Origin of the sequence: Streptomyces sp. NPDC006335 (genome assembly GCF_040612795.1) — a bacterium.
Lineage (GTDB): Bacteria > Actinomycetota > Actinomycetes > Streptomycetales > Streptomycetaceae > Streptomyces.
The window spans coordinates 577,605-602,704 of sequence record NZ_JBEXQX010000001.1; the positions used below are offsets into that span (position 1 = coordinate 577,605).

Annotated in this window: 22 protein-coding genes and 1 pseudogene; 14 read left to right on the plus strand and 9 right to left on the minus strand. The window is 71.3% G+C overall.

Annotated features, from left to right (window positions below; all coding sequences use genetic code 11):
• Window positions 1–22: 22 nt before the first annotated feature.
• Together ABZ098_RS02660 and ABZ098_RS02665 are read left to right on the plus strand one after the other, a co-directional pair.
• On the plus strand, window positions 23–532 hold the full coding sequence (locus ABZ098_RS02660) for a pyridoxamine 5'-phosphate oxidase family protein (protein WP_356586484.1): 510 nt from the start codon (window positions 23–25) through the stop codon (window positions 530–532).
• 40 nt (window positions 533–572) lie between these two features.
• Window positions 573–1,007 (plus strand): VOC family protein, encoded by a 435-nt coding sequence (locus ABZ098_RS02665; RefSeq protein WP_356586486.1) that lies wholly within the window; start codon window positions 573–575, stop codon window positions 1,005–1,007.
• 60 nt (window positions 1,008–1,067) lie between these two features.
• On the opposite strand, the gene glnA is transcribed toward ABZ098_RS02665, so the two are convergent.
• On the minus strand, window positions 1,068–2,429 hold the full coding sequence (glnA, locus tag ABZ098_RS02670; protein ID WP_356586488.1) for a type I glutamate--ammonia ligase: 1,362 nt from the start codon (window positions 2,427–2,429) through the stop codon (window positions 1,068–1,070).
• A 339-nt stretch (window positions 2,430–2,768) separates the two neighbouring features.
• On the opposite strand from glnA, the gene ABZ098_RS02675 reads away from it, so the two are divergent.
• The 3 genes from ABZ098_RS02675 to ABZ098_RS02685 all read left to right on the plus strand — a co-directional run bounded on the left by ABZ098_RS02675 (window position 2,769) and on the right by ABZ098_RS02685 (window position 6,123).
• A complete protein-coding gene (locus ABZ098_RS02675; protein WP_356586490.1) occupies window positions 2,769–3,428 on the plus strand; it encodes a DUF3105 domain-containing protein in 660 nt (219 codons plus the stop codon).
• Window positions 3,429–3,439: 11 nt separating this feature from the next.
• Entirely contained in the window at window positions 3,440–4,039 is a 600-nt protein-coding gene (locus tag ABZ098_RS02680) for a DUF305 domain-containing protein (RefSeq protein WP_356586492.1), read from the plus strand.
• Window positions 4,040–4,182: 143 nt separating this feature from the next.
• On the plus strand, window positions 4,183–6,123 hold the full coding sequence (locus ABZ098_RS02685) for a S53 family peptidase (RefSeq protein ID WP_356586494.1): 1,941 nt from the start codon (window positions 4,183–4,185) through the stop codon (window positions 6,121–6,123).
• 72 nt (window positions 6,124–6,195) lie between these two features.
• On the opposite strand, the gene ABZ098_RS02690 is transcribed toward ABZ098_RS02685, so the two are convergent.
• Window positions 6,196–6,615, minus strand: coding sequence for a hypothetical protein (locus tag ABZ098_RS02690; protein ID WP_356586496.1), 420 nt, complete (start codon window positions 6,613–6,615; stop codon window positions 6,196–6,198).
• Window positions 6,616–6,682: 67 nt separating this feature from the next.
• Here ABZ098_RS02690 and ABZ098_RS02695 point away from each other — a divergent pair, with 67 nt between their 5' ends.
• Complete coding sequence (locus ABZ098_RS02695; protein ID WP_356586498.1) at window positions 6,683–8,746, plus strand: NAD(+) synthase; 2,064 nt, start codon at window positions 6,683–6,685, stop codon at window positions 8,744–8,746.
• 103 nt (window positions 8,747–8,849) lie between these two features.
• Here ABZ098_RS02695 and ABZ098_RS02700 read toward each other — a convergent pair.
• From ABZ098_RS02700 to panB, 3 genes and pseudogenes are all read right to left on the minus strand, one after another.
• Window positions 8,850–8,987 (minus strand): annotated as a pseudogene (locus ABZ098_RS02700) (inositol monophosphatase family protein); the annotation flags it as partial.
• Window positions 8,988–8,991: 4 nt separating this feature from the next.
• Window positions 8,992–9,537, minus strand: a complete 546-nt coding sequence (locus ABZ098_RS02705; RefSeq protein WP_356586500.1) for a VOC family protein — start codon at window positions 9,535–9,537, stop codon at window positions 8,992–8,994.
• A 159-nt stretch (window positions 9,538–9,696) separates the two neighbouring features.
• Window positions 9,697–10,563: a 3-methyl-2-oxobutanoate hydroxymethyltransferase gene (panB, locus tag ABZ098_RS02710; protein ID WP_356586502.1), complete on the minus strand. Its 867-nt coding sequence runs from the start codon at window positions 10,561–10,563 to the stop codon at window positions 9,697–9,699.
• Window positions 10,564–10,744: 181 nt separating this feature from the next.
• On the opposite strand from panB, the gene ABZ098_RS02715 reads away from it, so the two are divergent.
• The 6 genes from ABZ098_RS02715 (at window position 10,745) to ABZ098_RS02740 (ending at window position 18,247) form a co-directional block, all read left to right on the plus strand.
• A complete protein-coding gene (locus ABZ098_RS02715) occupies window positions 10,745–12,331 on the plus strand; it encodes an MFS transporter (RefSeq protein WP_356586504.1) in 1,587 nt (528 codons plus the stop codon).
• A 593-nt stretch (window positions 12,332–12,924) separates the two neighbouring features.
• Window positions 12,925–13,548 (plus strand): TetR/AcrR family transcriptional regulator, encoded by a 624-nt coding sequence (locus tag ABZ098_RS02720; protein WP_356586506.1) that lies wholly within the window; start codon window positions 12,925–12,927, stop codon window positions 13,546–13,548.
• 197 nt (window positions 13,549–13,745) lie between these two features.
• On the plus strand, window positions 13,746–14,795 hold the full coding sequence (locus tag ABZ098_RS02725; protein ID WP_356586508.1) for an endonuclease/exonuclease/phosphatase family protein: 1,050 nt from the start codon (window positions 13,746–13,748) through the stop codon (window positions 14,793–14,795).
• A 99-nt stretch (window positions 14,796–14,894) separates the two neighbouring features.
• Window positions 14,895–16,115 carry an MFS transporter gene (locus ABZ098_RS02730; RefSeq protein ID WP_356586510.1) on the plus strand — a complete coding sequence of 407 codons (1,221 nt, stop codon included), beginning with the start codon at window positions 14,895–14,897 and terminating at the stop codon, window positions 16,113–16,115.
• Between the two features lie 294 nt (window positions 16,116–16,409).
• Window positions 16,410–17,435, plus strand: a complete 1,026-nt coding sequence (locus ABZ098_RS02735) for an ATP-binding cassette domain-containing protein (protein ID WP_356586512.1) — start codon at window positions 16,410–16,412, stop codon at window positions 17,433–17,435.
• Entirely contained in the window at window positions 17,432–18,247 is an 816-nt protein-coding gene (locus ABZ098_RS02740) for an ABC transporter permease (protein ID WP_356586514.1), read from the plus strand. Before ABZ098_RS02735 ends, ABZ098_RS02740 begins: the two co-directional genes overlap by 4 nt.
• Before the next feature lie 19 nt (window positions 18,248–18,266).
• Here the strand turns inward: ABZ098_RS02740 and ABZ098_RS02745 are convergent, their stop codons facing one another.
• Both ABZ098_RS02745 and ABZ098_RS02750 read right to left on the minus strand, forming a co-directional pair.
• The gene (locus ABZ098_RS02745; protein ID WP_356586515.1) at window positions 18,267–21,656 is read right to left on the minus strand and encodes a BTAD domain-containing putative transcriptional regulator; all 3,390 of its coding nucleotides are present in this window, start codon (window positions 21,654–21,656) and stop codon (window positions 18,267–18,269) included.
• Between the two features lie 191 nt (window positions 21,657–21,847).
• Window positions 21,848–22,459, minus strand: coding sequence for a DUF6578 domain-containing protein (locus tag ABZ098_RS02750; RefSeq protein WP_356586517.1), 612 nt, complete (start codon window positions 22,457–22,459; stop codon window positions 21,848–21,850).
• 105 nt (window positions 22,460–22,564) lie between these two features.
• Here ABZ098_RS02750 and ABZ098_RS02755 point away from each other — a divergent pair, with 105 nt between their 5' ends.
• Window positions 22,565–23,335, plus strand: a complete 771-nt coding sequence (locus ABZ098_RS02755) for a site-2 protease family protein (RefSeq protein ID WP_356586519.1) — start codon at window positions 22,565–22,567, stop codon at window positions 23,333–23,335.
• On the opposite strand, the gene ABZ098_RS02760 is transcribed toward ABZ098_RS02755, so the two are convergent.
• On the minus strand, window positions 23,317–23,562 hold the full coding sequence (locus tag ABZ098_RS02760) for a hypothetical protein (protein WP_356586521.1): 246 nt from the start codon (window positions 23,560–23,562) through the stop codon (window positions 23,317–23,319). The genes ABZ098_RS02755 and ABZ098_RS02760 overlap by 19 nt on opposite strands.
• Before the next feature lie 14 nt (window positions 23,563–23,576).
• Window positions 23,577–24,284 carry an NADPH-dependent F420 reductase gene (gene npdG / locus ABZ098_RS02765; RefSeq protein ID WP_356586523.1) on the minus strand — a complete coding sequence of 236 codons (708 nt, stop codon included), beginning with the start codon at window positions 24,282–24,284 and terminating at the stop codon, window positions 23,577–23,579.
• Between the two features lie 163 nt (window positions 24,285–24,447).
• On the opposite strand from npdG, the gene ABZ098_RS02770 reads away from it, so the two are divergent.
• Entirely contained in the window at window positions 24,448–25,050 is a 603-nt protein-coding gene (locus ABZ098_RS02770; RefSeq protein WP_356586525.1) for a hypothetical protein, read from the plus strand.
• The last annotated feature ends 50 nt before the right edge of the window (window positions 25,051–25,100 follow it).

Here is a 25,100-nt window from a genome sequence, read left to right on the forward strand (position 1 = left end):
TTCCCGAGCCGGAGGCTTCGTGATGACCGAGAAGGAACCCGAGACCCACCTCGATGAGCGCTACAGCGACCCCGGCGCGACGGCGCACGCCTGGGCCGACGCGGAGTCGCTGCTGGCCTCCGCCGAGCTGTTCTGGATCTCGACGGTACGGCCGGACGGGCGCCCGCACGTCACGCCGTTGCCCGCCGTGTGGGCCCATGGGGCGCTGCACTTCTGCACCGGCCCCGAGGAGCGCAAGGCGAAGAACCTCGCGCACAACGCGCACGTGACGCTGACGACCGGCACCAACATCTGGGACAAGGGCTACGACCTGGTGGTGGAGGGCGAGGCGGTGCGGGTCTCGGACGACACGAGGCTGCGCGAGCTGGCCGCCGCGTGGGAGGCCAAGTACGGCGACTTCTGGCGCTTCGAGGTGCGGGACGGCTACTTCCACCACGGTCCGGGACACGCCGTCGTGTATGCGGTGGCGCCGCGCACCGTTTTCGGCTTCGGTAAGGGGCAGCCGTTCAGCCAGACGCGGTGGCGTTTCTGAGAACGGCCCTCTGTACTGACGTCGACAAGGGAGTCACGCCATGGACATGAGCCTCGAAGTGATCCTGCTGCCGGTCACGGACGTGGACCGCGCCAAGGAGTTCTACCGCGACAAGGTCGGTTTCCACGTGGACCTGGACGGCGAGGTGATGGAGGGCGTCCGCATCTGCCAGCTCACCCCGCCCGGCTCGGGCTGTTCCATCGCCCTGGTGGACGGCCTCCAGGTCCCGACGGGCGCCCCGCAGCCCGGGACGTACCACGGCATGCAACTGTGTGTGACGGACGCGAAGGCGGCGTACGAGGAACTCACCGCCCGCGGCCTGGACGTGAGCGAACCGGTCCAGTTCGCCCCGCAGGACGGCGCCACCTTCATGTACTTCAAGGACCCGGACGGCAACGGCTGGGCGATCCAGGAGTACAAGCGCCGGGAGACCGAACCACTGCACCAGGTGCTGGCCCAGCAGGCGGCCCGGTAGCCCCCGTCGTCACAGGGGCGCGGGGACCGTGCGACGGCCCCGCGCCCCTGCGCCGAATCCCTACAGCACCGGCAGGTTCTTCCGCAGCTCGAAGGCCGTGACCTCGCTGCGGTACTCCTCCCACTCGCTCTTCTTGTTGCGCAGGAAGAAGTCGAAGACGTGCTCGCCGAGCGTCTCGGCGACCAGGTCGCTGCGTTCCATCAGGGTGAGGGCCTCGCCCAGGTTCTGGGGCAGGGGTTCGATGCCCATGGCGCGGCGCTCGGCGTTGGACAGGGCCCAGACGTCGTCCTCGGCGCCCGGCGGGAGCTCGTAGCCCTCCTCGACGCCCTTGAGGCCGGCGGCCAGGAGCAGGGCGTAGGCGAGGTAGGGGTTGGCGCCGGAGTCGAGGGAGCGGACCTCGATGCGGGCCGAGCCGGTCTTGCCGGGCTTGTACATCGGGACGCGGACCAGGGCCGAGCGGTTGTTGTGGCCCCAGCAGATGTAGGAGGGGGCCTCGCCGCCGGCGCCGGCGGTGCGCTCGGTGCCGCCCCAGATGCGCTTGTAGGAGTTCACCCACTGGTTGGTGACCGCGGAGATCTCCGCCGCGTGCTTGAGCAGGCCCGCGATGAAGGAGCGGCCGACCTTGGAGAGCTGGTACTCCGAGCCCGACTCGTAGAACGCGTTCCGGTCGCCCTCGAAGAGGGAGAGGTGGGTGTGCATGCCCGAGCCGGGGTGCTCCGAGAACGGCTTCGGCATGAACGTCGCCTGGACGCCCTGCTCCAGCGCCACCTGCTTCATGACCAGGCGGAACGTCATGATGTTGTCGGCCGTGGAGAGCGCGTCGGCGTAGCGCAGGTCGATCTCCTGCTGGCCGGGGGCACCCTCGTGATGGGAGAACTCGACCGAGATGCCCATCGACTCCAGCATGGTGATCGCCTGGCGGCGGAAGTCCATGCCGATGTTCTGGGGGGTGTGGTCGAAGTAGCCGGAGTTGTCGGCCGGGGTCGGCCGTGAGCCGTCCAGCGGGCGGTCCTTCAGGAGGAAGAACTCGATCTCCGGGTGGGTGTAGAACGTGAAGCCCAGGTCGGAGGTGCGGGCCAGGGCGCGCTTGAGGACGTACCGGGGGTCCGCGAAGGACGGGCTGCCGTCCGGCATGAGGATGTCGCAGAACATCCGGGCCGTGCCGGGGGCCTCCGCGCGCCAGGGCAGGACCTGGAAGGTCGACGGGTCGGGCTTGGCGATCATGTCGGACTCGTACACGCGAGCGAATCCCTCGATCGCGGACCCGTCGAAGCCGATGCCCTCGTCGAAGGCCTGTTCCAGCTCCGCCGGGGCCACGGCGACCGACTTGAGGAAGCCCAGCACGTCCGTGAACCACAGGCGTACGAACCGGATGTCGCGCTCCTCCAAGGTCCGGAGCACGAACTCCTGCTGCTTGTCCATCTTCCGCTTCCCCATCCTTGCTGGTCAGGCCGCCTGTCTCCGTGTCCCGCAGGAGGCGGTCGGGCACCTGAGCATCACACCACAACAGCATTTCGTGCGCGTTGCCGACCTTGATCGTCCCGGCGACCCGGGAGTGAACGCCTCACGTCCGGCGGATGTACTGCTCTGCCGCCCATCTTGCCTGCTCGGACTGACATACGTAATGCCCGGCCCTCCCCGTCTCACCCCGCGCCCCGGGTTTCCTGTGGGCTCCCTGCGAGAAGCCGCCCCCGCCCCACTACGATCAGCGGACCGATCGTCACCGTCCGACCCGCCCCTTTCCCCAGAAGGACACACCTCATGGGTTCCGCCAAGAAGAGCACCGCCGCGGCACGCAAGGCGCGCATAGAGGAGATGCGGCGCGCCGAGCAGTCCCGGGAGCGCCGCAACCGGATCCTCACCATCGGCGCCGCCGTGGTCGTCGTCGCCGGTCTGGTCGTCGGCTCCATCGTGCTGGTGCAGTCGCAGTCCGACGACAGCACGGCGGCCGACGGCAAGGGCAAGGGGCACTTCGTCACGGGCTCCGACGGCGTGAAGACCTGGAAGGGCACGCTGGGCCGCAACCACGTCGTCAAGACCGTGAGCTACCCGATGGAGCCCCCGGTCGGCGGCGACCACAACCAGGTCTGGATGAACTGCAACGGCGACGTCTACACCAAGGCGCTCAACAACATGAACGCCGTGCACTCGCTGGAGCACGGCGCGGTCTGGGTGACGTACACCAGCGCGGCCAAGAAGGCCGACGTGGACGCGCTCGCGGCGAAGGTGAAGAAGACGCCGTACACGCTGATGAGCCCGGACGACAAGCAGAAGGACCCGATCATGCTGTCGGCGTGGGGCCACCAGCGGACCGTGACGGGGGCGAAGGACCCGAACGTCGACAAGTTCTTCGAGAAGTTCGTGCAGGGCGAGCAGACGCCCGAGCCGGGCGCGGCGTGCACGGGCGGTCTGGGGCAGTGAGGTTCGCGGGAGTGGCCGTGGCCGTGGCGGGCGTGCTCGTCGCGGCCGGCGCGATCAGCTATGCCGTGGCCGAGGACGGCGGCTCGGACACGCCCTCCGCCGAGTCGGCGGACGCCGGCTTCGCACGGGACATGGCCGTGCACCACCAGCAGGCCGTCGAGATGTCGTACATCGTGCGCGACCGCACCAAGGACGCCGAAGTACGGCGGCTCGCCTACGACATCGCGCAGACGCAGGCCAACCAGCGCGGCATGCTGCTGGGTTGGCTGGACCTGTGGAGCTTGCCCAAGGTGTCGGCCGATCCGCCCATGACGTGGATGGACATGGGTGACATGCCGTCGGCCGGCGAGGGTTCGCTGATGCCGGGCATGGCGACCAACAGCGAGATGAAGAAGCTGGGCACGCTGAACGGCAAGCAGGCCGAGATCTTCTACCTCCAGTTGATGACGGACCATCACCAGGGCGGCATCCACATGGCGAAGGGCTGTGTGGAGAAGTGCACGGTCGGTGTGGAGAAGCGGCTCGCGCAGGGGATGGTCGACGCGCAGCAGTCGGAGATCGACCTGATGGCGGGGATGCTGAAGGAGCGGGGCGCGAAGCCGCGATCATAGAGGGTTAACCCTCGAACGAGCCTTTTTCATTAGGTTAATTGGGCTCCTCTTGGCATGCCCATTCCCCTGGCATGAACGGTTCGTCGCAAGAGTGGCCACACCGTCGGGTGATCACTCGCGACGAACCGCATCTTGGGGGTTCCATGAGATCCAACCGCGCCAAACTCCGCGCCGGAGTGAGCATGGCGGCGACACTGCCGATGCTCGCGGGCGCGCTGGCGCTCGGTATACCCGCGGCCCACGCCGCGGACAATCCGAACCGTGACACGCTGGCCGGGACCAAGCCCGCGTGGGCCACGGCCAAGGCCGACAAGGGCGCCGCCTCCGACAGCGCCCAGGTCTCCGCCCGGGTCTACCTCGCCGGCAAGGACGCCGCCGGCCTCGCCGCCTACGCGAAGTCGGTCTCCGACCCGTCTTCGGCGTCGTACGGCAAGTACCTGAGCGCGAAGCAGGCGCAGGCCCGCTTCGGCGCCACCAAGGCGCAGGTGGCCGCGGTGAAGTCCTGGCTGGAGTCGGCGGGCCTGAAGGTCACCGGGACCACGCAGCACTACGTCTCCGTCACCGGTGACGTGGCCGCCGCCGAGAAGGCCTTCGGGACCCAGCTGCACAACTACACCAAGGGCTCCAAGACCTACCGCGCCCCGGCCAAGGCCGCCTCCGCGCCGGCCGCTCTGGACGGTGCCGTGCTGACCGTCACCGGCCTGGACAACGCGCCGCACAAGGCCAGCAGCAAGGACCAACTGCCGCCGCCGGACGCCGTGTTCAAGAACGCCGGGCCGTTCTCCTCGTACTACGGCTCGAACACCGCGAGCACGCTGCCCGAGGCCTACGGCACGAAGATCCCGTACGCGATCAAGGGCTACACCGGCAAGCAGCTGCGCGCCGCCTACGGCGCGGGCACGTACACGGGCAAGGGGGTGCGTGTCGCCATCACCGACGCCTACGCCTCCCCGACGATCGCCTTCGACGCGGCCACCTACGCGAAGAAGAACGGCGACGCGGCCTACACCAGCAGCCAGCTGAAGCAGGTCCTGCCGAAGAACTACACGAAGACCGAGGAGTGCGGGGCGGCCGGCTGGTACGGCGAGGAGACCCTCGACGTCGAGGCCGTGCACGCGGTCGCGCCGGACGCGAACATCACGTACGTGGGCGCCGCGTCCTGCTACGACGACGATCTGCTCGACTCGCTCAGCAAGGTCGTCGACAACCACCTGGCCGACATCGTCTCCAACTCCTGGGGCGACATCGAGGCCAACCAGACCCCGGACCTCGCGGCCGCCTACGACCAGGTCTTCCAGTTCGGCGCGGTCGAGGGCATCGGCTTCTACTTCTCCTCCGGCGACAACGGCGACGAGGTCGCCAACACCGGTACGAAGCAGGTCGACACCCCGGCCAACTCGGCGTGGGTGACGGCGGTCGGCGGTACCTCGCTGGCCGTCGGCAAGGGCGACAAGTACCTGTGGGAGACCGGCTGGGGCACCGAGAAGGCCACGCTGTCCACGGACGGCAAGAGCTGGACGAACTTCCCCGGCGCGTTCACCTCGGGCGCGGGCGGCGGCACCAGCAAGACGGTCGCCGAGCCCTTCTACCAGAAGGGTGTCGTCCCGAACGCGCTCGCCACGGCCAACAACGCCGCCGGCAACCGCGTGGTCCCGGACATCTCCGCGATCGCCGACCCGAACACCGGTTTCCTGGTGGGGCAGACGCAGACGTTCCCCGACGGCTCGCAGCAGTACAGCGAGTACCGCATCGGCGGCACGTCGCTGGCCTCGCCGGTGATCGCGGCCGTGCAGGCGCTGGCGCAGCAGGCGGCCGGCGGCAAGGCGCTCGGCTTCGCCAACCCGTCGATCTACTCCAAGTACGGGTCCCGCGTGTACCACGACGTCACGGACAACCCCACGGGCTCCGGTCTCGCGGTGGCGCGTGTCGACTTCACCAACAGCTATGACGCCAGCGGCGGTCTGAGCGTCTCGGTCCGCAGCCTCGGCAAGGACAGCTCGCTGTCCGCGGTGAAGGGCTACGACGACGTCACCGGCGTGGGCACGCCCGCGAACGGATACGTGCAGTCCTTCGGCCGGCACTGACCGGACGCGCATCCACAGGGGCCCGGCCCCGAGGGCGACAGCCTTCGGGGCCGGGCCCCGCGCATGTCCCGCCTACCCTCGCGGCATGCGGTCCGCGCGCCCGCGGCGGCCGGTCGCCGCGTGGAGCACGATCCCCACGGCCAGCAGAAGAGCCCCGGCGACCAGGAACGGCACCGGCGTGTACTCCTCGGTGCAGCTCTGCCCGCCGGTCACCGCGTGGCACACCTCCCCCGGGCCGCCCCGGTTCAGGTAGGCGAGGTAGAACAGCGGCAGCGCCGGCCCCGAGACGGCGCCCACGACAGCGCGTGCGGGCCCCGCGCGGAGGAGCAACACCGCGGCCACCGCGGCGGCTACGAGAAGGGCCGCGCCCACCGTCAGGATCGCCGCGAGGCCGATGCCGGCGCACGCTCCCACCAGCAGCCAGGTCAGGAACCAGCCCCATTCCGTCCAACGGGCGGGGCCGTCGGGTGTCTTGCCGCTCACGGCGCTCATGGACGGCAGGATAAGGACCCCGACACCCCAGCCGCCATAGCGTCGCTCTGACGATTACACTGCTCGTGTGGCTGCTCTGAACTTCTGGTCCATCTATCAGCACGGGTTCGCACGCATCGCCGCGTGTACGGGTCACACCGTCATCGCGGACCCGCCCGCCAACGCCGAGGCGGTGCTGCGTCACGCGCGCCGGTGCGGTGAGGAAGGGGTCGCCGTCGCCGTCTTCCCGGAGCTGGGCCTGTGCGGCTACTCCATCGAGGACCTCCTCCTCCAGGACGCGCTGCTCGACGAGGTCGAGACCGCGCTCGCGGACGTGGTCGCCGGATCGGCCGACCTGCTCCCGGTGCTGGTCGTCGGCGCCCCGCTGCGCCACCGCAACCGGGTCTACAACTGCGCGGTGATCGTGCACCGCGGCCGGGTCCTCGGTGTCGTACCGAAGTCGTACCCGCCCAACTACCGTGAGTTCTACGAGCGTCGGCAGATCGGCGACGGCGCGGACGAGCGCGGCGGGACGATCCGCGTGGGCGACTCCCAGGTGCCCTTCGGCGTGGACCTGCTGTTCGAGGCCGCCGACGTCCCCGGTCTCGTGCTGCACGCGGAGATCTGCGAGGACATGTGGGTGCCGGTGCCGCCCAGTGCGGAGGCCGCCCTCGCCGGCGCCACCGTCCTGGTCAACCTCTCCGGCAGCCCGATCACGGTCGGCCGCGCCGAGGACCGCAAGCTGCTGTGCCGCTCGGCGTCCTCGCGCTGTCTCGCCGCGTACGTCTACGCGGCGGCCGGACTCGGCGAGTCGACGACCGACCTGTCCTGGGACGGGCAGGCCATGGTCTACGAGAACGGCGTGCTGCTGGCCGAGACGGAACGTTTCCCGCAGGGCGACGAGTACGCGGTGGCCGACGTGGACCTGGACCTGCTGCGGCAGGAGCGGATGCGGATGGGCACGTTCGACGAGAACCGGCGCACCCATCAGGCCCGCACCGGTGACTTCCGGACGGTGTCGTTCGAACTCGACCCGCCCGCGGGCGACCTGGGCCTCAAGCGCCGTCTGGAGCGCTTCCCGTTCGTGCCGGCCGACGCCGGCCGACTCGCCCAGGACTGCTACGAGGCCTACAACATCCAGGTCGCCGGGTTGCAGCAGCGGCTCGCGGCGATCGGCGGCCCGAAGGTGGTCATCGGTGTCTCCGGCGGCCTGGACTCCACGCACGCGCTGATCGTCGCCGCCCGTGCCATGGACCGTGCCGGGAGGCCGCGCAGCGACATCCTGGCCTGGACCCTGCCCGGCTTCGCCACCAGCGACCACACCAAGGACAACGCCCACCGGCTGATGCGGGCCCTCGGCGTCACCGCGGCCGAGCTGGACATCACGCCGACCGCCCGGCTGATGCTCCAGGAGATGGGCCACCCCTTCGCCTCCGGCGAGCCGGTGTACGACGTCACCTTCGAGAACGTCCAGGCCGGACTGCGCACCGACTACCTGTTCCGGCTGGCCAACCAGCGCGGCGGCATCGTGCTCGGCACCGGTGACCTCTCCGAGCTGGCGCTCGGCTGGTCCACGTACGGCGTGGGCGACCAGATGAGCCACTACAACGTCAACTCGGGCGTGCCGAAGACGCTGATGCAGCATCTGATCCGCTGGGTGATCAGCAGCGGGCAGTTCGACGAGGAGACCGGCGACATCCTCTCCGCGATCCTCGACACCGAGATCAGCCCGGAGCTCGTACCGGGCGAGGAGATGCAGTCCACCGAGTCGAAGATCGGCCCGTACGCGCTGCACGACTTCACGCTCTTCCACGTCCTGCGGTACGGCTTCCGGCCCTCGAAGATCGCCTTCCTGGCCTGGCACGCCTGGCACGACGACAAGCTCGGTGACTGGCCGCCGAACTTCCCGGACGCCAAGCGCGTGACGTACGACCTGCCGGAGATCCGGCGGTGGCTGGAGGTCTTCTGCAAGCGCTTCTTCGCGTTCGCCCAGTTCAAGCGCTCGGCCATGCCGAACGGGCCGAAGGTCTCGGCCGGCGGCTCGCTCTCGCCCCGCGGTGACTGGCGGGCGCCGTCGGACAGTTCGGCGCGGGCGTGGCTGCGGGACCTGGAGCGGTTCGACCAGGACTCGTCCCAAGACTCGTCCGGCTGACCGGGTTCGGACCCGGACGCCGGGGCGGCCGCGCGGGAGGCCTGGCCGCCCCTGTCGTATGCAGTACGACGGACACGGCGGAGGGGACGGAAGGGGCCCTCTCTCAGGCGGTGAGTACGTCCAGCGCGGCGGAGTGCACACCCGGCGCGGCGGCGAGGTAGCTCTCACTCGTCAGTTCCCACGGTGTGCCCTCGAGGTCGGTCACGACGCCGCCGGCCTCCTGGACCAGCAGCACTCCCGCGTGCTCAGTGTTCACCGGCCCGGCCGGGAGGCACCGGCGCGCTTCCCCGCCCCTCGCCCCGCCCCGTCATCTCCGCGTCGAACGTCTCCTGCGCCACCCGCATCGCCTCCGCGTACACGGGCTCCTGGAGCCGCCTCCACATCTCCTCCTCGGGGACGTCCTCGACGTGGGCGACCACCCACCAGATGTTGCCGAAGGGGTCCCTGACACGGCCGCCGCGCTGCCCGAACGCGCTGTCCGACAGAGCCGTGACGGTCCGGGCGCCGGCCGCGAGGGCCCGCGAGAACGTCTCGTCCGCGTCCTCGACGAACACCCTCAGCAGGCTCGGCATCACCGGCCAGTCCGCGCGCCGGTCGAAGGCCAGGACCACCGTGTCGCCGACGCGGATCTCGCCGTGGCCGATCGAGCCGTCCTCGGTGACCACCCTGCTGAGTTCCTCGCCGCCGAACGCCTCGGTGACGAAGTCGAGGAAGGCGCCGGTGTCGTCGGTGACGACCCAGGGCGCCACGGAGGTGTAGCCCGCCGGTGCGGCGCTGGTCTGCTCGGACATGTCGGTCCCCTTCGCGTACGTCGGCTGTCGAAGTGGACACTAGGAGCCCATTAGGCCGGATGCTGTCCTAGATGACGGCGCGGAACGGAGGGCGCCCCGCCGACGGGGGAAGATCGGCGGGGCGCTTGGTGCCACTGTGGCTCTGACGGGCCGTGGGCCCTAGTGGACGGAGTGCTCCTCCAGCGGGAAGGTGCCGCCGAGGACGTCCTCCGCGAACGCCTTCACCGCGCCGGTCATGACCTCGCGCAGGTTGGCGTACTGCTTGACGAACTTCGGGACCCGCCCGCCGGTGAGGCCGAGCATGTCGGTCCAGACGAGGACCTGGGCGTCGGTCTCCGGACCCGCGCCGATGCCGACCGTCGGGATGTGCAGGACCCGGGTGACCTCCGCCGCGAGCTCCGCCGGGACCAGCTCCAGGACGACCGCGAACGCGCCCGCGTCCTGGACGGCCTTCGCGTCGCGCAGCAGCTGCTGGGCCGCCTCCTCGCCGCGGCCCTGGACGCGGTAGCCCATGGAGTTGACGGACTGGGGGGTCAGACCGATGTGGGCCATGACCGGGATGCCGGACTCGACCAGCAGCCGGATCTGCTCGTGGGAGCGCTCGCCGCCCTCCAGCTTGACCGCGCCGACGCCCGCCTCCTTGACCAGCCGGGTCGCCGAGCGCAGCGCCTGCACCGGGCCCTCCTGGTACGAACCGAAGGGCAGGTCGCCGACGATCAGGGCGCGCGAGGTGCCCCGTACGACGGCCGCCGACAGCATGGTCATCTCGTCCATGGTGACGGGCACGGTGGTCTCGTAGCCGAGATGGCAGTTGCCCGCCGAGTCGCCGACGAGCATCACGGGGATGCCGGCCTCGTCGAAGACGGCGGCGGTCGTCGCGTCGTAGGCGGTGAGCATGGGCCACTTCTCGCCGCGTTCCTTGGCGAGGGCGATGTCCCGGACGGTGATGCGTCGCGTGCCCTTCCCCCCGTACAGCGCCTTGCTGCCGTCGGAGGGCTTGGTGTGGGCAGCCGAAAGCTGCGTCATTGCAACGGCTCCTTACGTCATCTCGAGGCGCCCTCACGGCGTCCCCGGATCCCCTCCATGGTGGCACCTCGTGCCAGTCAGGGCCAGGGGTGGTCGGTGTGACCGTTCCGGCACGTAAGGTCTCGGTAAAGACTTACGATACGAGACGGTGCCGTATCGTAATCGGGCTACTCTCGGACGCATGACTACCGCAGCCCCTGACTCCCGGGTACCGGAGGCGGTGCACCGGCGCCGCTGGGCGATCCTCGGCGTACTGATGCTGAGCCTGCTGATCGTGGTGCTCGACAACTCGATCCTGAACGTCGCGATCAAGACGATCTCGACTCCGGCGCCGACCGGCCTGGGCGCCACCCAGAGCGAGCTGGAGTGGGCGATCAACGCCTACACCCTGGTCTTCGCCGGCCTGCTGTTCACCGCGGGCCTGCTCGGCGACCGGCTCGGCCGCAAGAAGGTGCTGCTCGGCGGGCTGTTCGTGTTCGGCGCCGGTTCCGCCCTGGCAGCGTTCTCCGACTCGCCGAACCAGTTGATCGCCTTCCGCGCGCTGATGGGACTCGGCGCGGCGTTCGTCATGCCGGCCACGCTCGCCGTCCTGATGAACGTCTTCGAGCGCGAGGAGCAGCCCAAGGCGATCGGCATCTGGGCGGGCGGCGTCGGACTCGCCATCGCCATCGGACCGATCACCGGCGGGGTGCTCCTCGACCACTTCTGGTGGGGGTCGGTCTTCCTCATCAACGTGCCGATCGTGGTCCTCGCACTCGGACTGATGCTGTGGCTGGTGCCGGACTCCCGCGACCCGAACCCGGGCCGACTCGACCCCGTCGGCGTGGTGCTGTCGGTCATCGGACTGGTCCTGCTCGTCTACGGCATCATCAAGGGCGGTCAGCTCGCCGACTTCACGGACGCGACCGTACTGACCACCATCGGTGCCGGTCTCGCCGTGCTCGTCGCGTTCGTGGTGTTCGAGAAGCGCAGCGACCACCCGTCGATCGACGTCACCTACTTCAAGAACAAGGTGTTCTCGGCCGCGATCGCCGCCATAGGGCTGGTCTTCTTCGCGCTGATGGGCGTGACCTTCTTCTCGGTCTTCTACACCCAGAGCGTGCGCGGCTACTCGCCGCTCCAGACCGGTCTGCTGATGCTGCCCCTGGCCGCCGCGCAGCTCATCTTCGCCCCGCGCGCCCGGCTGGTCGTCGACCGCTTCGGCAACAGGGCGACGACCACCGGCGGCATGCTGCTGATCGCCGCGATGCTGTGTGCGTTCGCCTTCCTGGAGGCGGACACCCCGATCTGGCTCCTCGAAGTGATCTTCTTCCTCATGGGCACCGGCATGGCCCACATCATGACGCCGACCAGTGTCGTGATCATGCAGGCCCTGCCGCGCGAGAAGGCCGGCTCCGCGTCCGCGCTCAGCAACACCTTCCGGCAGGTCGGCGGCGCGCTCGGCATCGCCGTCCTCGGCTCGGTGCTCTCCACGGCCTACCGCAGCGGCATCGAGTCCCACCTCGGCCCGGTTCCGGCAGGCGTACGGCACACCGCGGGCGAGTCCATCGAGGCCACGCTCGGCGTCGCCGCGAAGCTCGGTCCCCGCGGCGACGCCCTGGTCGGCCCGGCCAACGACGCCTTCCTGCACGCCATGCACGTCACCGCGCTGTGGGGAGCGGGCGTGGCCGTGATCGGCGCCGTCGTGGTGGCCCTGTACCTCCCGGGCCGCCCGACGGAACGCCAGCGGGGCGAAGAGGAAAAGGAGTTGATCCCCGCGAGCGAGTGAACGGCGGTCCCGACCCCGCCAGCGAGTGGACCGGCGGTCACGACCACAGGCCGAAGGCGACCGGACAGGACGACCGGGCCGGTAAGGCGGAGGCGGTGGCAGTGGCGGTGGCCGTGACGCAGGGCGAACCCCGGACCGGGAAAGGCCGAAGGCTGCGGCGCCGGGCGGAACCCCCGGGCCGGGGAAGACCGAAGGCAGCGCCGCCGGACAAGACAACCGAACCGGAGAAGACCGAAGGCAGCAGCCCAAAGCGGAACACCCGAGCCAGGGAAGACCGAAGTCGGCAGCCCAAGGCCGAACACCCCGGCCGGGGAAGACCGAAGGCAGCGCCGCCGGACGGCAGGGGCGGCTCCGGCTTCGGGTCGTCAGGTCACCGTCGTCCCGCGCAGGGTGACGGTGGCTTCCGGTCCCCGCCCGGCGGCCGACCGCTCAGGTGGCCGGCAAGGTCGTCGGTCAGATCGACCGGCCGGCCCCCGACCGCACAGGGACCCGGAGTCGAGGAGGTCACGGGAGCGGACAACGGCCGACCCCGCCCTCCTGTACCGCGGTGGAGCAGGGAGAATCAGTTCATCGCACAGAGAGGACCAAGCGACGTGAGCGGCCTCGCGGAGAGTCAGTCCAGGCAGACGGGGGCCGTACGGGGACGGCCCCGCAGTGAGGCCGTGGAGCGGTCCATCATCGAGGCCGTCATCAAGCTGCTGGAGGACGGCGTCCCGCTCGCCGAGCTGTCCATCGAGCGCATCGCCCGGACCGCGGGCGTCGGCAAGGCCACCATCTACCGCCGCTGGAACGGCAAGGAGGAGCTCTTCGTCGACGTCGTGCGCACCGCCGAGCCCCCGGACGCCGAACTGCCGGGCACCTCGATGCGCGACGATCTCGTGGCGCTGCTGGAGCAGTTGAGGCAGCGCGGGCTGATGACCCGTTCGTCGGCGCTGTTGCACAGTGTCTTCGCCCAGATGAAGAGCAGTCCGAAGGTGTGGGACGCCTACCACACGCTCGTCGTCGCGCCCCGGCGCCGCAAACAGGTCGCCATCCTGCGCCGGGGACAGGCCAACGGCGAGCTCCGCACGGACATCGACGTCGAGCTGGTCAACGACCTGTTCATCGGACCCATGCTGTTCCGCACCATCATGCAGCCCAACGCCGCCCTGCCGGAGGGCCTGTCCGAACAGATCGTCGACACCGTCCTCGAAGGCCTACGCCCCGTCAGTTCCTAGTGTGCGCGTTTCGTCACAGAGGGCGCTTTCCCCACCCGGACGGGGAACTCCGGATGGCGACTTGTACGTCATCGCCCCCGTACGGTCGTCATGGGACGACGAGATGGAAGCCGATCATCCCCTAGGGTCGTACGGGGTGTTTGAGGCCCCGCGGCAGCGGGGCGAACGGTGTGCACGGCAGGTAGTGAGGCGACGGTATGGCGCAGCAGGCATACGTGACGGAGACGGCGGACGGCGGCTCGGGATCCGAGCGCCGCAGAGACCGGTTCCGGCGTCTGCTCGGCCGCCCGCTCTCCGGCTGGCGCGGTGACCGCCGGATCTGGCGCCGCGGGATCGTCCTGGCCGCCCTCGCGGTGATCGTCGCCCTCGTGATGCTGCTGCACGCGCAGATCCCGAACGCCGTCGGCAACCTCGGCAGTCTCACCGAGACCTTCCTGCCGTGGCTCGGCCTGTTCGTCCCGGTGCTGCTCCTGCTCGGATTCCTGCGCAGGTCCGCGACCGCCCTGATCGCGGTGGTGCTGCCGGCGGCCGTATGGCTGAACCTCTTCGGCGGGCTGCTCTCCGACAAGTCCGCCACCGGCGGCGACCTCACGGTGGCCACCCACAACGTCAACGCCGACAACGCCGACCCCTCCGGCACCGCCCGGGACGTGGCCGCCTCCGGCGCTGACGTGGTGGCCCTGGAGGAGCTGACGGCGTCGGCGGTGCCGGTGTACGAGGAGGCGCTGGCGTCGACGTACAAGTACCACGCGGTCGAGGGCACCGTCGGGCTGTGGAGCAAGTACCCGCTGACCGGTGTGAAGGCCGTGGACATCAAGCTGGGCTGGACGCGAGCCATGCGCGCCACGGTGACCGCGCCGGACGGCCAGGTCGCGGTCTACGTGGCCCATCTGCCGTCCGTGCGGGTGAAGATGGAGGCCGGCTTCACCGCCCGGCAGCGCGACAAGAGCGCCGACGCGCTGGGTGAGGCCATCGCCGACGACAAGCTCCCCCGCAAGATCCTGCTGGGTGACCTCAACGGCACGATGAACGACCGCGCGCTCAACGCCGTGACCTCCCAGATGCGCTCCACGCAGGGCGCGGCGGGCAGCGGCTTCGGCTTCAGCTGGCCGGCGTCGTTCCCGATGGCACGGATCGACCAGATCATGGTGCAGGGCGTGGAACCGGTGAGTTCGTGGACGCTGCCCGAGACCGGCAGCGACCATCTGCCGGTGGCGGCCAGGGTGAGCCTCGCCACGTCCTCGTAACCCTGGGCGGTCCTTGGAATAGCGGGCCCGGGCGTGTTTGTTCCGTACTTGAACATAACTGGTACGGAACTCGCTCTCCCCTGAAAGGCTCGGCTCTTCATGCCCTTGGCCCTGCTCGCACTGGCCGTCGGCGCTTTTGGTCTCGGCACCACCGAATTCGTGATGATGGGCCTGCTGCCCGACGTCGCGGACGACCTCGGCATCTCGATCCCGACCGCCGGGCATCTGGTCTCGGCGTACGCGCTGGGCGTCGTGATCGGCGCCCCGCTGCTCGCCGCGGTCACCGCCCGGATGTCCCGGCGCAAGGTCCTCATGGGCCTGATGGGACTGTTCGTGGCCGGCAACGCGCTTTCCGCCCTCGCTCCCGACGAGCACTGGCTGCTCGCGGCCCGCTTCCTGAGCGGACTGCCGCACGGCGCCTTCTTCGGGGTGGGCGCGGTCGTCGCCACGAGCATGGTGGCGCCGGAACGCAAGGCCCGCTCGGTGTCCCTGATGTTCCTCGGCCTGACCCTCGCCAACATCGCGGGCGTGCCCGTCGCCACCCTCATGGGCCAGCACCTGGGCTGGCGGGCGACCTTCCTCGGCGTCAGCGCGATCGGGCTGGCGGCGATAGCCTCCCTGGCGCTCCTCATCCCGCACGACCACGCGCACGCCCCGGCCGTGGGCCTGCGCCGCGAGCTGGTCGCGCTGAAGTCGCTGCCCGTCTGGCTGGCGCTCGGCACCACGGTCGCCGGCTTCGGCGCGCTGTTCGCCGCGTACAGCTACATCACGCCGATGCTCACGGACGCGGCCGGTTACGCCGACTCCAGCGTCACGCTGCTGCTCGCCCTGTTCGGCGTGGGCGCGACGGCGGGCAACCTGCTCGGCGGACGGCTCGCCGACCATTCGCTGCGCGGCACCCTGTTCGGCGGTCTGACCTCGCTGGTCGTGGTCCTGGCACTGTTCCCGGCGCTGATGTCCACGCAGTGGAGCGCGGCGGTCGCGGTGGTCCTCCTGGGCACGGCGGCCTTCGTCACCGGCTCCCCGCTCCAGCTGATGGTCATGGAGAAGGCGTCGGCCGCCCCCTCCCTGGCCTCCTCCGCCAACCAGGCCGCCTTCAACCTGGCCAACGCCGGCGGCGCCTGGATCGGCGGCCTGGCCCTCGCCGCGGGCCTCGGCGTGACCTCCCCCGCGGTCACGGGGGCCGCCCTGGCCGTGCTCGGCCTCGGGGTCGCGGCGGTGGCGGCGGTCGTGGACCGGCGGCGCGTGGGCGCACCGGCCGGCCGGGAGCGCGTGGTCGCCTCGCACCTGCCGGACCACGCGGAGGCAGTACGCCACTGAGCGGTCGTACGAGGAGGGGGGCGCCCGGGGGTCACCGGGCGCCCCCCTCCTCATGGGCGCCGGGGGGGTGCCGGGTCCAGTCGTCGGTCGGGTGCGGGTGCGTTGTGGCCGGGCGCGCAGTTCCCCGCGCCCCTGGCGCGTTGCGGTCACCTCCGCCACGACGGGCCGTTCGCTCCGCGGCGCGCCGCGACGGACCTGTAGCCGTCCGGCCAGGGAGGAAACTGTCGGCGACCTGTAGGCCCCTGTCGGCGACCTGTCGGTGGTTTGTCGGCGGGGGCTGACACCGTCCTCGGTATGACGCGAATCGACAAGAACCCCCAGAGCGGGGACTCCGCCGTTTCCGTGCGGGGGCTGGTCAAGCACTACGGCGAGACCAAGGCGCTGGACGGCGTCGACCTGGACGTGCGCGAGGGCACCGTGATGGGTGTGCTCGGGCCGAACGGCGCCGGCAAGACCACTCTCGTACGCATTCTCTCCACTCTCCTGTCCCCCGACGCCGGACAGGCCACCGTCGCCGGCTACGACGCCGTGCGGCAGCCCCGGCAGCTGCGGCGGGTGATCGGACTCACCGGGCAGTACGCCTCGGTGGACGAGAAGCTGCCCGGCTGGGAGAACCTGTACATGATCGGGCGGCTGCTCGACCTGCCCCGCAAGGAGGCCCGCACCCGGGCCGACGAGCTGCTGGAGCGGTTCTCCCTGACGGACGCGGCCAAGCGGCCGGCGAGCACGTACTCGGGCGGTATGCGGCGGCGGCTCGACCTCGCCGCCTCGATGATCGGGCGCCCCCAGGTGCTCTTCCTCGACGAGCCCACCACCGGTCTCGACCCGCGCACCCGCAACGAGGTGTGGGACGAGGTCAAGCGGATGGTCGGAGACGGGGTGACCGTCCTGCTGACCACCCAGTACATGGAGGAGGCCGAACAGCTCGCCTCCGAGCTGACCGTGGTGGACCACGGCAAGGTCATCGCCGACGGCGCCATCGAGGAGCTCAAGGCGAAGGTCGGCGGACGCTCGCTGCGGGTACGGCCCGTGGACCGGCTCCAGCTCCAGCCGCTCGCCGGGTGGATCGACGAACTCGGCATCACCGGGCTCGCCACCTCCACCGTGGACACCGAGAGCGGCACGGTGATCGTCCCGATCCTCAGCGACGAGCAGCTCACCGCCGTGGTCGGCGCGGTCACCGCACGGGGCGTCACCCTCTCCTCCATCACCACCGAACTGCCCAGCCTGGACGAGGTGTTCCTGTCTCTCACCGGCCACCGTGCCAGTGCCCCGCAGGACACCGTCCCCACCGACACCCGCGAGGAGGTCGCCGTATGAGCGCCGCAACCGCCACCATCACGGACGCCGACGCAAGGATTCCGCTGCGCGGCCACCTGCGCCACACCGGCGCCCTCGTCCGCCGCAACCTGCTGTGGATCCGGCAGGACCCGGAGTCGATGTTCGACGCCCTGCTGATGCCGGTCGTCTTCACCCTGCTGTTCGTCTACGTCTTCGGCGGCTCGATCGGTCAGGCCCTGGGCGGCGGGCAGGACGGATACGTCCAGTACGTCATCCCGGGCATGATCGCGATGATGAGCATGACGCTGTCCCAGGGCGTGGGCACCGGCTTCAGCCAGGACTTCAACTCCGGTGTCATGGACCGCTTCCGGTCCCTGCCCATCGGGCGCGGCTCGGTGCTGTTCGCGAAGATCTCCGTGGAACTGCTGCGGATGCTGTTCGCGACCACCGTGCTGATGATCGTCGCCGTCCTGGTCGGGTTCGACATCAACCACTGGGGCGGGCTGTTCGCGGCGGTCGGTCTGTCCGCCGTGTTCGCCTCCTCGATCATGTGGGTGTTCCTCACCCTGGGCGTGATCCTGAAGAACGCGCAGTCCGTGCAGGCGATGGGCTTCCTGGTGCTGTTCCCGCTCCAGTTCGGCTCGTCGATCTTCGCGCCGACGGCCTCGATGCCGGGCTGGCTCCAGCACTTCACCGACTACAACCCGCTGTCCACGCTCGCCGACGCGGCCCGCGGTCTGATGGTCGGCGGCCCGGTCGCGCATGACCTGTGGGTCACGCTCGGCTGGTCGGCGGCGATCACGGCGGTGGCGGCACCGTACGCCATCCACAAGTTCCGTACGAAGAACTGAAGTCAGGCGTCGGTGCGCGTCACACCAGGGCGGCGGCCTCCTTCGGGGAGAGGCCGTCGCCCTCCGCGTACGCCGACTCGTAGGCCGCGTCGCCGAGCACCGCGCGCAGATTCCGCTCGGCCGTGCTCCGGACCGTGCGCTCGACGGTGGTCGGGGCGTGGTCGGCGGGCAGCAGCGCGTCGCCGGCCCTCAGGCAGCGGGCGCCGTCCCGGGCGCGGGCGCCGCCGTCGACCGCGGCGAGGGCGAGCCCGGCGGTGTGCAGGTACATCGTGCGCATATGGGGGGCGATGGTCAGGGCCAGCGGGTCCTCGGACTTCTCCAGCGCCCGGCGGGTCAGCCGCAGGCACTCGTCGTGACAGCCGTCCATGGCCTCCAGCCAGGCTTCCGAGCCGAGGATGAAGGCGTCGAAGATGACGAAGTGGGCGATGCCGAACTGCTGGCGCAGCAGCCGTAGTTGTTCCCGAGCCTCCGGGATGCGGCCGGTCAGTCCGAGTCGGCCGGCCAGGAACATCCGGGCCGCGGGCATGGCCTCGTTGCGGGCGCCCTCCTGGTCGGCGATCACCTCGCGCAGGAGCAGCTCGCCCCGCTCGGCCTCCCCGGTCTCCAGCAGCGCGCTGCCCAGCCGGGCGTTGAGCACGGACCGCTGGGCGCGGGCGCCGAGCTGTTCGGCCCGCTCGATCGCCCGCTCGTAATCGGCCGCGGCCGCCTGCCACTTGCCCTTGCGCTCATGGGCCTCGGCGCGGGCGGAGAGCGCCTCCGCGCTGCCCCACAGATCGCCGAGCCGCTCGTAGATCTCCATGGCCTCCTCGGCGTCCTGGATGGCGTCACCCGCCCAGTCGCTCCGGTTGGCCAGCAGGTTGGCCCGCCACTGGAGGGCCGCGGCGAGCTCCCACTCGTAGCCCGGGGTGGCCCGGCAGGTGTCGACGGTCGCCTTGATGACGTCCCGCAGCCGGTCCATGTCCCCGGTGAGCATGATGGCGAAGAACCAGAGCGAACCCGGCATCCGGCAGGTCTGCGCCATGCCGGGCTCGTAGGTGGCGGCGATGGACCGCAGTTTGGCCTGCGCGTGCTGGTTCTGCCAGGCGTCCAACTCGGTGTCCATGCAGGCCAGATGGACGAGGTGGGCCCCTCGCCTGGCTTCCTCGAGCACTTCGCCGGTCCACGGCGGCGGGGTGTCCGTGCAGCGCTCCCACACCGGTGCGGCGGGGCGGACCGGCTCGGTGAACGGGTCGGGGCCGAGCGCCTGTACCTCGCGGGACCAGTTGCGGGCCTCGATGCGCAGATCGCGCATCTGCCAGTACCAGGCCAACGACAGGACCAGGCACAGCCCTTCCTGCTCGTCCCGGGCGGCGACGGCCCGGCGCAGGGCGGTACGGAGGTTCTCGTACTCGCGCTCCAGGCGCCCGATGGCGGCGAGTTGGTCCGGGCCGCGCAGCAACGGGTCGGTGGCGCGGGCGAGTTCGCGGTAGTGCGTCAGATGCGCGCGCTCGGCGTCGGCGCGTGCGCCGGCCGTCTCGTCGAGGCGTTCACCGGCGTACTCGCCGACGGTCTCCAGGAGCCGGTAGCGCATCTCGCCGTCCCCCGAAGGGGCCGCCACCACGAGGGACTTGTCGACGAGCGAACCGAGCGCGTCCAGCGCTGCGGGACCGCACACGGCCTCGGCGGCGGCCAGGTCGCAGCCGCCGGCGAACACCGAAAGGCGCCGCAGGACGTCCCGTTCCTCCTCGTCGAGCAGGTCCCAGGACCAGTCGACGACGGCCCGCAGGGTCTGCTGGCGGGGCAGGACGGTACGGCTGCCGGAGGTGAGCAAGCGGAAACGGTCGTCGAGCCGGTCGGCGATCTGACGTGGCGTCAACATCCTGAGCCGGGCGGCGGCGAGCTCGATGCCGAGGGGCAGTCCGTCGAGGCGCCGGCAGATCTCGGCGCAGGCCGCCGCGGTCTCCTCGTCGGCGTCGACCCGGAAGCCGGGCCGGGCCGCGGCCCCCCGCTCGGCGAGCAGCCGCAGCGCGACCGGTTCCGGCAGGGGCTCCACGGGGCGCAGCAACTCCCCCGGCACACCGAGCGGTTCACGGCTGGTGGCCAGGACCGTCAGCCCCGGACAGCGCTCCAGGAGCGTCTCCGCGAGCCGGGCGGCCGCGTCGACGACATGCTCGCAGTTGTCCAGGATCAGCAGCATCCTGCGCCGGCCGCAGTGCTCGGCGAGCCGCTCGACGGGGTCGTCGGGCCGCTCGCCTCCAGCGGCCCGCATCGCCTCGGCACCGGCGCCGTACAGCACGGTCTCGCGGGCCCCCACGGCGGTGAGCACGGCCTCGGGCACGGCGTCCGGATCGTCGACCGGCGCGAGCTCGGCCAGCCACACCCCGTCCCGCACCTCGCCCCCCGCCGCCTCGGCGGCCTCCTGGGAGAGCCGGGTCTTCCCGGCCCCGCCCGGGCCGAGCAGCGTGACCAGCCGCGCCGCTGCGAGGTCCCCCCGGATCGCCTCGATGTCAGTTTCCCGGCCGACGAAGGAGGTGAGACGGGCGCGGAGGTTGCCGGGGGGTGAAGGCGCGGTCGTGTGAGCCGAGGCCCCCTCCGGTGAGGGGGCTCGCACGGCCGGGCCGTCCTCGCGCGCGCCGCCGTCGGCCCCGCGAACGGCCTCCCCCGCCGCGGGCCCACGAGTCCCCCGCGCCTCGCGGGACGGCTCCGGCCGCAGCAACTCCCCGTGCAGCGCCCGCAGTTCCGGCCCCGGGTCCGCGCCCAGCCGGTCCGCGAGCAGCTGCCGTACGGACTCGTACGCGGCCAGCGCCTCCGCCGTGCGGCCCGTGTCGCGCAGCGCCCGCAGCCGCAGCGCCTGGAGGGGTTCGTCGAGGGGGTGGGTGTCGCACAGGGCGGTCAGTTCGGGAAGACACTGATCGGCCTGGCCGAGGGCGAGCGCGGCGGTGTGACGGGCGCGCAGGGCGTCCAGTCGGCGGGTCTCGGCGCGGGTCGCCTCGGGCGTACGGTCGGGCAGGTCGGCCAGCGCCGGGCCCCGCCACAGGGCGAGCGCGTCGTCCAGGGCCACGGCCGCCTTCGCGGGGTCGCCGTCGGCCAGCGCCCGCGCCCCGTCACCGGTGAGCCGCTCGAAACGGTGCAGGTCGACGTCGTCCGGCGCGGCGGCGAGCCGGTAGCCGCCGTCCACGGACGCCACGGCGTCCGCGCCGAGCGCCCGTCGGAGCCGCCCCACCAGTGCCTGCACCGCGCCCGTCGCGTCGGCGGGCGGGTCGCCGTCCCACACCTCGTCCACCAGGAGGCTCACCGGGACCGTACGGCCGGGGCGCAGCGCGAGGACGGTCAGCAACGCACGCAGCCGCGCTCCGCCGACGGGGACGGTCGTACCGTCGGGACGGATTGCCTGGGTGGTGCCGAGGATGCGATAGCGCACGGGGTCCATTGTCTCTGCTGGGGTCGGGGCGGGTCACGGGGTTCCGCCCGCGGGGTGTTGGCGGTCGGCGTCGGCGTCGGATGTGCGGGGCCGGCCGGTCGGGCGGCCGCGGGCGGGGCGTGGCCGGTCGCGCGGTTGCCGCGCCCCTGGGGAGTCGCGGTGAGCGCCGGCCCTGCAACCCCAGCCGCGTCACCGCGTGGTCAGGTTGTGCTCAGCTCTGTCAGCAGCTTCGCGAGCGCGTCGGACGGCAGGCCCGCCGTCTCCGCACCGGGCGGTACGCCCCTGATCCTGCGGACGGTGTGCGACAGCCCGGAGTCCGTGTCGGGAACCTCCAGCGTGACCACGACCCCCGCCTCGGACCGCGCGCCCCCGCCGCCGTCGAACCACTTCGGGCAGGCGTCCACGGACCGCAGCGAGCGGCGCCCCGGCACCGGCTCCCAGGTCCGCGAACCCGGCCCCGTCTCGGCGTACTCCTGTGTCACGACCTGCACGCACCGCACCCGGCCTCGGATTTCCGGCAGCCGGCCCCCGTGTGTCTCGACCGTGAGCAGCCCGACGAGTGGAGCGGAGCCCCCCGATGCCGCAACGGTCTCCCCCACCCCGACCACCAGGCCGCTCCCGTCCCGCAGCACCCGACCAGCACCCTGTTCCACCGGTCCGACGAGTTCGGTGAGCTGGTCGCGCCAACCGCCCCCGAGAACATCTCCCGCGTCCTGGAACAGCAGCGGCCACCCCACCTCGTCCCCCACCGAGAACGGCGTACCGCAGCACTCCATCTGCCAGTCCGCGTAGAACACGTGCCAGAGCCCCATGTCCCCACCCTTCCATGGAACCCCCGCCCCACCCCAAGACGTTTTCACCTGTGCCCGGTACCGTCGGGCAGTCTCGCCGCGCGCATGTCCAGTCCAGGGAGCCCCATGACCACCGCCACCACCCGCCACAGCGACCGGCGGATCAGCCCGGTCTTCGTCGGCATCTGCGCCGTGACCGCGGTGACGGGCTGGGCCACCTGGACCGGCTTCTCCGAGCTGCCCGGCGTCGCCGTGTTCCTGTTCGTCACCGGCGCCTGGATCGTCTCCCTGTGCCTGCACGAGTACGCGCACGCCCGCACCGCCCTGCACAGCGGCGACATCACGATCGGCGCGAAGGGCTACCTCACGCTGAATCCGCTGAAGTACACCCACGCCCTGCTCAGCATCGTGCTCCCCGTGATCTTCGTGATCATGGGCGGTATCGGGCTCCCCGGCGGCGCCGTCTTCATCGAGCGCGACCGGATCCGGGGCCGCTGGCGGCACAGCCTGATCTCGGCGGCGGGCCCCCTCACGAACGTCCTGTTCGCGATCGCCTGCGCGGCTCCGTTCTGGCTGGACGCCCTCGACGGCGTCCCCTCGGAGTTCCGCTTCGCGCTGGCCTTCCTCGCCCTGCTCCAGGTCTCGGCCGCGCTCCTGAACTTCCTGCCGGTCCCGGGCCTGGACGGCTACGGCGTCATCGAGCCCTGGCTCTCGTACGGCGTCAAGCGCCAGATCGAGCCCTTCGCGCCCTTCGGCCTGCTGTTCGTGTTCGCCCTGCTGTGGGTGCCGCAGGTCAACAGCGTGTTCTTCGACCTGGTCGACGCGGTCCTGCGCGGACTCCAGGTCGACCCGGGGGAGGCCTCGTTCGGCTGGAGCCTCTACCGCTTCTGGAGCTGAGCGGCCCGGCCACGCTTGAGGTAGTACCAGCACATGTTGGACGAAAGCCCCGCCAGCAGCACCCACACGATCCCGAGCCAGCTGCCCTGCGTGAAGGAGACGACCGCCGCCGCGACGGCGAGGAGGCAGACGGCGAGGGCGTAGAGGGCGAGGCGGGGCATTTCCATGGCTCCTGTCGGGGGGACACTGCTGGGTACCGCTGTGCGGCGACGACCAGTGTCCCCCATCGGCTCCCGTCAGCTCACACGTCCGTGACCCGCAGCCCCGCGTGCGCCTTGTACCGCCGGTTGACCGAGATCAGGTTGGCGACCAGCGCCTCCACCTGGTGGGCGTTGCGCAGCCGGCCCGCGAAGACGCCGCGCATGCCGGGGATGCGGCCGGCCAGCGCCTGCACGATCTCCACGTCGGCCCGCTCCTCGCCGAGCACCATGACGTCGGTGTCGATCTCCTTGACCTGCGGGTCCTGGAGCAGCACGGCCGACAGGTGGTGGAAGGCGGCGGTGACCCGCGAGTCCGGCAGCAGCAGGGCGGCCTGCTCGGCGGCGCTGCCCTCCTCCGGCTTCAGCGCGTAGGCGCCCTTCTTGTCGAAGCCGAGCGGGTTGACGCAGTCGACGACGAGCTTGCCGGTGAGCTCCTCGCGCAGCGAGTCCAGGGTCTTGCCGTGCCCGTCCCACGGCACCGCGACGATCACGATGTCGCTGCGGCGCGCGGTCTCGGCGTTGTCGGCGCCCTCGACCCCGTGCCCGAGTTCGTCGGCGGCGGCCTGTGCGCGGTCGGCGGCCCGCGAGCCGATGATCACCTTCTGCCCGGCGAGGGCGAGCCGGTAGGCGAGGCCCTTGCCCTGCGGCCCGGTCCCGCCGAGCACGCCGACGACGAGCCCGGAGACGTCGGGAAGGTCCCAGGGGTCCTTGGCGGGAGCCTTCTGTGCAGCACTGTCGGTAGAGGTCATGGGGCCGACTTTACGTGCGCCCCGTCCGCCTCGGCCGGTCGGGTGAGCCGCGTCACGGGTACCTCCTGGCGGCCCCCTCGTAGAGCCGTGTCCCTGCCCGGTTCGGGCGAATCCGGGGCGAACCCCGGGTCACGCACGGCCGCTTGCGGCAGGATGCGGCCCCATGGACGCCGTACGGGTCGCGCTGCTGCGCGAAGTGCTCGCCGGGACCGAGTGGTTGGGGGCCACACGACGCTTCGCGGGCGTGCTGCGCGGGTCGGTGGTCTCGCACGGCGGCGGGCTGCTGCTGGTCGGCACGCCGGAGTACGAACCGTGGCACCTGGCGGCCCATCTGGTCGACGAGGCCGCCTGGTCGGGTACGCCGGAGCTGGCCCCCACTCTGGTACGCCACGACGCGCGCCCCTCCGACCCCGCGCACCTGTCGGTCGGACCGGGCCGGCTCGCGGCGGCCCGGCGCGGCGAGACCCTGCTGGTGGTGTCCCCGGACCGACCGGGCGCCCCGTTTCTGGAGCAGGTCCATGACGCCCGGCGGGCCGGTGCGACGGTCCTCTCCCTCGGCCCCGGTGAGGGCGAACTCGCCGCGATGGCCCACGAGTCGCTGGCCGTGCCGGAGGGCACGGACCTCGATCTGGACACCGTGCAGCACCTGGTGAGCGCGGCGGCCGGGGAGAACGCCGTCCCCGTGCCCAGGGGCCGGCGGCGGTTCCGGGACCGGCTGTCGAGGCTGGCCGACGAGCTGACGGCGCCGCCTCCGGCCCGCTGGTGACGGCGAAAAGCAGTTGCCGGACCGGTCTGCCTCACCCGACCATGACCGGT